Source organism: Serratia sp. NA_112.1, from assembly GCF_052691715.1.
In genome coordinates this window covers 69,703-75,962 of the sequence record NZ_JBQZFO010000015.1, presented here as the reverse complement: position 1 = coordinate 75,962, position 6,260 = coordinate 69,703, and the positions used below count along the sequence as shown (strand labels likewise).

The window sequence follows — 6,260 nt, the reverse complement described above, 5'->3', positions numbered from 1 at the left end:
ATTATTTAAATTATGCCTGCTAACTTTAGCAGGCATAATGTTAAGCATGATTTAGGGGCGTAGCTCAGTTGGTAGAGCACCGGTCTCCAAAACCGGGTGTCGCGAGTTCGAGTCTCTCCGCCCCTGCCATATTGGAAACCCTTTGCGAAAGCGAAGGGTTTTTTTTGCTTTCTGCTTTTTCAAAATCCTCGCTATTCCTCTGATAAATTGCCTAAAAACCCTGCCGAAACAGCTCCAAATTTAGACATTTTTAGCTGGATCCATGTACAAAATGGTTGTTATCCCGTGATGTGATGCCGCTCATTATTCCTGCCTGATTTTCGACTAAACCTAATGGGTGTCCGGGTCTTTGGATACCCACTTCACCAGAAAAATATGCAGCATACACAACAACAGTTAACACTGCCTGAAGCCACCTGGTCCCTGGGCAGTGCGGGGAGAACGCAAAAATGGTTAAACGTCTGCTGTTAGCGGCCGCCATCACTGGCGCCTTGATAAGTACGGTACAGGCGGCACCGCTGGTCGTCGGTTTTTCTCAGATTGGTTCGGAATCGGGCTGGCGTTCTGCCGAAACCAAGGTGTCGAAACAGGAAGCGGAAAAACGCGGTATTACGTTAAAAATCGCCGATGCACAGCAAAAACAGGAAAACCAGATCAAAGCGGTCAGATCCTTCATTGCCCAGGGGGTTGATGCCATTTTCATTGCGCCGGTAGTCGCCACCGGATGGACTCCGGTACTGCAAGAGGCCAAAGAGGCCAAGATCCCGGTATTCCTGCTCGACCGGATGATCGAAGTGAACGATCCCTCGCTCTATACTGCAGCTGTGGCGTCCGACAGTGTGCACGAAGGTAAAGTCGCAGGAGAGTGGCTGGTGAAAGAGGTTGCCGGCAAACCCTGTAACGTGGTGGAACTGCAGGGGACCGTGGGGGCCAGCGTCGCCATCAACCGCAAGAAAGGCTTTGCCGACGGTATAGCCAACGCTGCTAACGTTAAAATCATCCGCTCGCAATCCGGCGATTTTACCCGCAGCAAGGGCAAAGAAGTGATGGAAAGTTTTATCAAGGCCGAGCAGAACGGTAAAAATATCTGCGCCGTGTATGCGCATAACGACGATATGGCAATCGGCGCTATTCAGGCAATCAAAGAGGCGGGTTTAAAACCAGGTTCACAAATCAAAATCGTCTCTATCGACGGTGTGCCTGACATATTCAAAGCAATGATGAATGGTGAAGCCAATGCCTCGGTCGAATTAACGCCGAATATGGCCGGCCCGGCGTTTGATGCGCTGCTGGCGATGAAGAAGGAGGGTACCCAACCGCCGAAGTTTATCCAGACTGAATCGAAACTGTTGCAGCCAGATACCGCGAAACAGGAATTCGAGCTGAAGAAAAGCATGGGTTATTAATCCACTTACCGGCGGGACAGAAGATGGCCACATCTCAGACCACGTTATTGGCGATTAAGGGATTATCCGTTGAGTTTCCTGGCGTCAAAGCGCTGGAGCAGGTTGATATCACGTTACAGCGCGGAGAGATCATGGCGTTGCTGGGTGAGAATGGCGCGGGGAAATCCACGTTAATCAAAGCGTTAACCGGGGTCTATCAGCGTTCCGCCGGTGAAATCCTGCTGGAGGGGCGTACCATTGCCCCACACAGCACCGCACAGGCCCAGGTGTTGGGGATTGGCACGGTTTATCAGGAGGTTAACCTGCTGCCGAACATCTCGGTGGCGGCCAATCTTTTCATTGGTCGAGAGCCAACGCGGTTTGGTCTGATTGATCAAAAAAAGCTGCTGAGCCAGGCCCAACAGCTTTTATTGGGGTATGGATTACAGTTGGATGTCAGCCAGCCGTTGGGGAATTACTCGATTGCGATCCAGCAGATTATCGCTATCGCGCGGGCGGTCGACCTGTCAGCCAAAGTCCTGATCCTGGACGAGCCAACCGCCAGTCTGGATGCTAAAGAAGTTAGCATGTTGCTGGGTATTCTCAGCCAGCTCCGTACTCAGGGTATGGGGATGATCTTTGTCACCCACTTCCTCGATCAGGTTTACCTCATTTGCGATCGTATCACCGTACTGCGCAACGGTAAGTTAGTGGGGACCAAGGTTACCGCTGATTTACCGCGTCTGGAATTGGTACAGATGATGCTTGGCCACGCGTTTGACGAGTCGCTGCTCAAACGTGGTGAGCACGGGCTAACTGAGGCGCCATATCTGGTTGAATTCAGTGGCTACGGGCGGCGCGGCATGGTTGAACCCTTCAATCTGCAAATACGTCCGGGCGAGATAGTTGGCCTGGCCGGCCTGCTGGGATCGGGGCGCACGGAAACGGCTCAGCTGATATTCGGTATCAAGCCGCGTGATAGCGGCAGTGCGAAAGTTGAGGGACGTACGGTGAACATCCGTACACCTCGTAAAGCAGCCAGTCTCGGTTTCGGCTATTGCCCTGAGGACCGTAAAACCGACGGGATTGCCGGCGCTGCAACGGTGCGGGAAAACATCATTCTGGCTCTGCAGGCGCAACGCGGTTGGTTAAAACCCTTATCGCTGCGGGAACAAACCCGGATTGCCGAGAGTTATATCCAGCTGATGGGCATCCGCACTCCGGGGCCGGAACAGCAGATCCAATATCTGTCCGGTGGCAATCAGCAGAAAGTGTTGCTGTCCCGCTGGTTGGCGACCAAACCGCGTTTTTTGATCCTGGATGAACCGACACGCGGAATAGATGTTGGCGCACATGCTGAAATCATTCGTTTAATTGAAAAACTCTGTGATGAAGGGCTGGCGCTGTTGGTGATTTCTTCCGAACTGGAAGAGCTGGCGGGCTATGCCGATCGTATCTTGGTGCTACGCGACAGAAAGCATGTAGCGCAGCTTGAACATGACGCCATTACGGTACCTGCAATCATGCAGGCGATTGCCGCGCAACAGGGGGTTGAATGAACCTCAGGAGTTTTTCCATGTCCGGTGGGCCACGCAAAGTCAGATGGGTGTTCCCCGCTGGGGCAACGCAACTGGGGGCGCTGGCGGTGATTTTGCTGATTGACAGCCTGGTCGCCCCGAATTTCTTTTCCATCCACATTCAGGACGGTCGACTGTTTGGTAGCGTGATCGACATCGTTAACCGTGGCGCGCCGGTAGCGTTATTGGCGTTGGGCATGACGTTAGTAATCGCCACCGGGGGTATCGACCTTTCCGTGGGGGCGGTGATGGCGATAGCCGGTGCCACGGCCGCAACCTTGACCAGCGCCGGTTATCCGCTGGGCTACGTGCTGGCGGCTGCTTTGGCGGCCGGAGCGCTGTGTGGCCTGTGGAATGGCTTTCTGGTGGCGGTATTGCAGATACAACCGATTGTCGCCACGCTGATGCTGATGGTGGCCGGTCGTGGCATTGCACAACTGATCACCGAGGGACAGATCGTCACCTTTGAGCGGGAAGGGCTGGCGTGGCTCGGTAGCGGTGCGCTGATGTATTTGCCACTGCCGGCGATCATTGCTGCAGTGATGCTGCTGTTGATCTGGCTGCTGACGCGTAAAACGGCGCTGGGGCTGTTTATCGAAGCTGTGGGTATCAATCTGCGCTCGGCCCGCAATGCGGGGGTCAGTACGCGCTGGGTGGTGATCGCGGTATATGTGATCTGCGGACTCTGTGCTGCGGTGGCCGGGATAATCGTCACGGCGGATATCCGGGGTGCAGACGCCAACAATGCCGGGCTGTGGCTGGAGTTGGATGCGATCCTGGCGGTGGTGATCGGCGGCGGTTCATTGCTGGGGGGACGTTTTAACCTGCTGTTGTCGGTGGTGGGTGCATTAATTATTCAGGGGATGAATACCGGTATTCTGCTCTCCGGCTATCGGCCGGAGTTTAATCTGGTACTGAAAGCGATCGTGGTGCTGGCGGTGCTGATGGTGCAATCACCCAGCGTTTCGTTGCGTCAACTGCTTAGGAGAAAAAGGCCATGATCAAGCGTAATTTGCCTCTGTTGATGACGGTCCTGGTGTTCCTCCTGGGCTATGGTTTTTGCCTTACTCAGTTTCCCAGTTTTGCCTCAACGCGGGTGTGGTGTGACTTGCTGACCGACAACGCCTTTCTTGGCATCGTCGCGGTAGGCATGACGTTTGTGATCCTTTCCGGCGGTATTGATCTGTCGGTCGGCTCGGTGATCGCCTTCACCGGGGTGCTATTGGCCAAATTGATCGGCACCTACGGTATTGCTCCGGGTTATGCGTTTGTTATTGCGCTGCTGATGGGGGCGTCGTTTGGCGCACTGATGGGCTGGATCATCGATATATTGAAGCTACCGGCGTTTATCATCACGCTGGCCGGAATGTTTTTCGTGCGGGGCATGAGTTTTATCGTTTCGGAAGAGTCGATTCCCATCGATCACCCTTTGTACGCGACGCTGGCGAACTACGCCTGGAAACTGCCGGGCGGCGGCCGTTTCACGCTGTTGGCGTTGGTGATGCTAATGGTGGTAGCGGTCGGCATAGTGTTGGCGCACCGCACCCGATTTGGCCACAACGTCTACGCCATCGGCGGTAATCGGGTATCTGCGGCGCTGATGGGCGTACCGGTGCAACGGACCACGGTGCTGATTTATATGCTCTCAGGCACGCTGGCTGCGTTGTCCGGGATTATTTTCTCGCTGTATACCTCGGCGGGCTACGCGCTGGCGGCCAGCGGGGTAGAGTTGGATGCCATTGCGGCGGTAGTGATTGGTGGCACCTTGTTGACCGGTGGGGTTGGCACCGTATTGGGCACGTTGTTCGGTGTACTGATCCAGGGGCTGATACAGAGTTACATCACTTTCGACGGCACGCTCAGCTCCTGGTGGACCAAAATTGTCATCGGCATTCTGTTGTTCGGCTTTATCGGCCTTCAGAAGGCGATGAGCGCGTTTTGGCTCGGTAGACGAACCAAACCCCGGCATCCTCGCTTAACGCCGTCATAACGCCTTATGCCGTAGTATTTAAAGGTATTTTCAACAGTTGGCGGATCAGCGGCTGTTGATCGCTATTTTGCAGCCAAACGGCGTACAGCGGGCGGATTATCGGCGGAATGTCGGCAATGGCGGCCAACTGCGGGTAGTCCTTCTCCCATTGGCTGGGCAGGAAGGCGCAACCGCCGGTGGTTTCCAGCAGTTGTCGGGTCAGGTGTGCGGAGGTTGTGGTGAGTACCGGCAGGTTATCACCCTCCAGCATACGGCTCTCCTGCTGATGAAAATCCGCCCCCCATTCCAGCTTGATATAAGGCATCGGCGCATGTTTATCACGCAGGGTGGAAGAGAACAGCCGCAGCGAGAAATTGCCCAACAGCTGGCTGGCCAGTTCATCCATTTTTGGCGGCTCGGTGGTGATGAGCAAATCGAGCTGTCTTTCATGCAGCTGTTTTACCAAAGAGTGCCGTAACGCCACCCTGGCTTCCAGCTGTAATGCCTCTCGTTGTTGATACAACGATTGCAGCCACGGGGTCAGATAAGCTTCCCACAATGACGCGGTGGCACCGATGGACAGTTCAGTATGTTGCAGCGAACGCACCACCTCTTTTTTCGCCAATTGCCAGGTCGTCATCAGGCTCTCAGCATAGGGCAGAAGCCGCTCCCCTGCTGGTGTCAGACGGATATTGTTACGATGCCGGGTGAATAAATTCGCGCCCAATTGGGTTTCTAACTGGCGGATACGAAAACTAACGGCAGACTGCGTTAAGTACAAGGATTCTGCGGCTCGGCCAAAGTGACGCGTTCTACTGACCTCCAAAAAGGTTTTCAGTAATTCGGTATCCACACCCATCTCCAGAAATTTTTATCGTTAAGATTTAAATGTTTTGTTTTACACAATGTCAAGCCTATCTAATACTCCGCGCCATAAACAGCACGGCCATGAGAGAATTAGGAGCGTGTCAGATGGCGGATAGCTTCACCACGACCAGTCGTTTTTTTGATAATAAACATTATCCTCGCGGGTTCTCCCGTCACGGCGATTTCACCATTAAAGAAGCGCAATTGCTAGAGCGTTTCGGGTATGCGTTCAATGAGCTGGACGCGGGCAAACGTCAGCCGGTCACTGAAGAAGAACAGTTGTTCGTCGCAGTGTGCCACGGTGAGCGTGAGCCGGTTACCGAGCAGGAAAAAGTATGGGCTAAATATCTGTTGCGCACACGCCGCCCGAAAAAATTCCATACCCTGTCCGGCGGCAAGCCGCAGGCTGACGCGGTGGAAGATTACACCGACAGCGACGATTGATAACGATGGGGCCTTTGG

The 6,260-nt window shown here is 54.2% G+C and carries 6 protein-coding genes and 1 tRNA gene; 6 read left to right on the top strand and 1 reads right to left on the bottom strand.

Annotation, left to right across the window (positions count from 1 at the left end):
• Positions 1 to 53: 53 nt before the first annotated feature.
• The 5 genes from ACUTQ5_RS20725 (at position 54) to yjfF (ending at position 4,952) form a co-directional block, all read left to right on the top strand.
• Positions 54 to 129, top strand: a tRNA-Trp gene (locus tag ACUTQ5_RS20725).
• 320 nt (positions 130 to 449) lie between these two features.
• Entirely contained in the window at positions 450 to 1,406 is a 957-nt protein-coding gene (ytfQ, locus tag ACUTQ5_RS20720) for a galactofuranose ABC transporter, galactofuranose-binding protein YtfQ (protein ID WP_261093466.1), read from the top strand.
• Between the two features lie 23 nt (positions 1,407 to 1,429).
• Positions 1,430 to 2,944: a sugar ABC transporter ATP-binding protein gene (locus tag ACUTQ5_RS20715; RefSeq protein ID WP_445652770.1), complete on the top strand. Its 1,515-nt coding sequence runs from the start codon at positions 1,430 to 1,432 to the stop codon at positions 2,942 to 2,944.
• Entirely contained in the window at positions 2,941 to 3,963 is a 1,023-nt protein-coding gene (ytfT, locus tag ACUTQ5_RS20710) for a galactofuranose ABC transporter, ATP-binding protein YtfT (RefSeq protein ID WP_445652769.1), read from the top strand. Before ACUTQ5_RS20715 ends, ytfT begins: the two co-directional genes overlap by 4 nt.
• Positions 3,960 to 4,952, top strand: coding sequence for a galactofuranose ABC transporter, permease protein YjfF (yjfF, locus tag ACUTQ5_RS20705; protein WP_445652768.1), 993 nt, complete (start codon positions 3,960 to 3,962; stop codon positions 4,950 to 4,952). Before ytfT ends, yjfF begins: the two co-directional genes overlap by 4 nt.
• 4 nt (positions 4,953 to 4,956) lie before the next feature.
• Here yjfF and hdfR read toward each other — a convergent pair whose 3' ends face one another.
• Entirely contained in the window at positions 4,957 to 5,784 is an 828-nt protein-coding gene (gene hdfR / locus ACUTQ5_RS20700; RefSeq protein WP_026142584.1) for an HTH-type transcriptional regulator HdfR, read from the bottom strand.
• 119 nt (positions 5,785 to 5,903) lie between these two features.
• Here hdfR and ACUTQ5_RS20695 point away from each other — a divergent pair, with 119 nt between their 5' ends.
• Positions 5,904 to 6,242 (top strand): DUF413 domain-containing protein, encoded by a 339-nt coding sequence (locus ACUTQ5_RS20695; RefSeq protein WP_445652767.1) that lies wholly within the window; start codon positions 5,904 to 5,906, stop codon positions 6,240 to 6,242.
• Positions 6,243 to 6,260: the final 18 nt, after the last annotated feature.

Bases quoted from the DNA above. Each gene is read 5' to 3' on its own strand.
- yjfF (WP_445652768.1), top strand. From the start codon at position 3,960: ATGATCAAGCGTAATTTGCCTCTGTTGATGACGGTCCTGGTGTTCCTC.
- ytfQ (WP_261093466.1), top strand. From the start codon at position 450: ATGGTTAAACGTCTGCTGTTAGCGGCCGCCATCACTGGCGCCTTGATA.
- ACUTQ5_RS20715 (WP_445652770.1), top strand. From the start codon at position 1,430: ATGGCCACATCTCAGACCACGTTATTGGCGATTAAGGGATTATCCGTT.
- ACUTQ5_RS20695 (WP_445652767.1), top strand. From the start codon at position 5,904: ATGGCGGATAGCTTCACCACGACCAGTCGTTTTTTTGATAATAAACAT.
- ytfT (WP_445652769.1), top strand. From the start codon at position 2,941: ATGAACCTCAGGAGTTTTTCCATGTCCGGTGGGCCACGCAAAGTCAGA.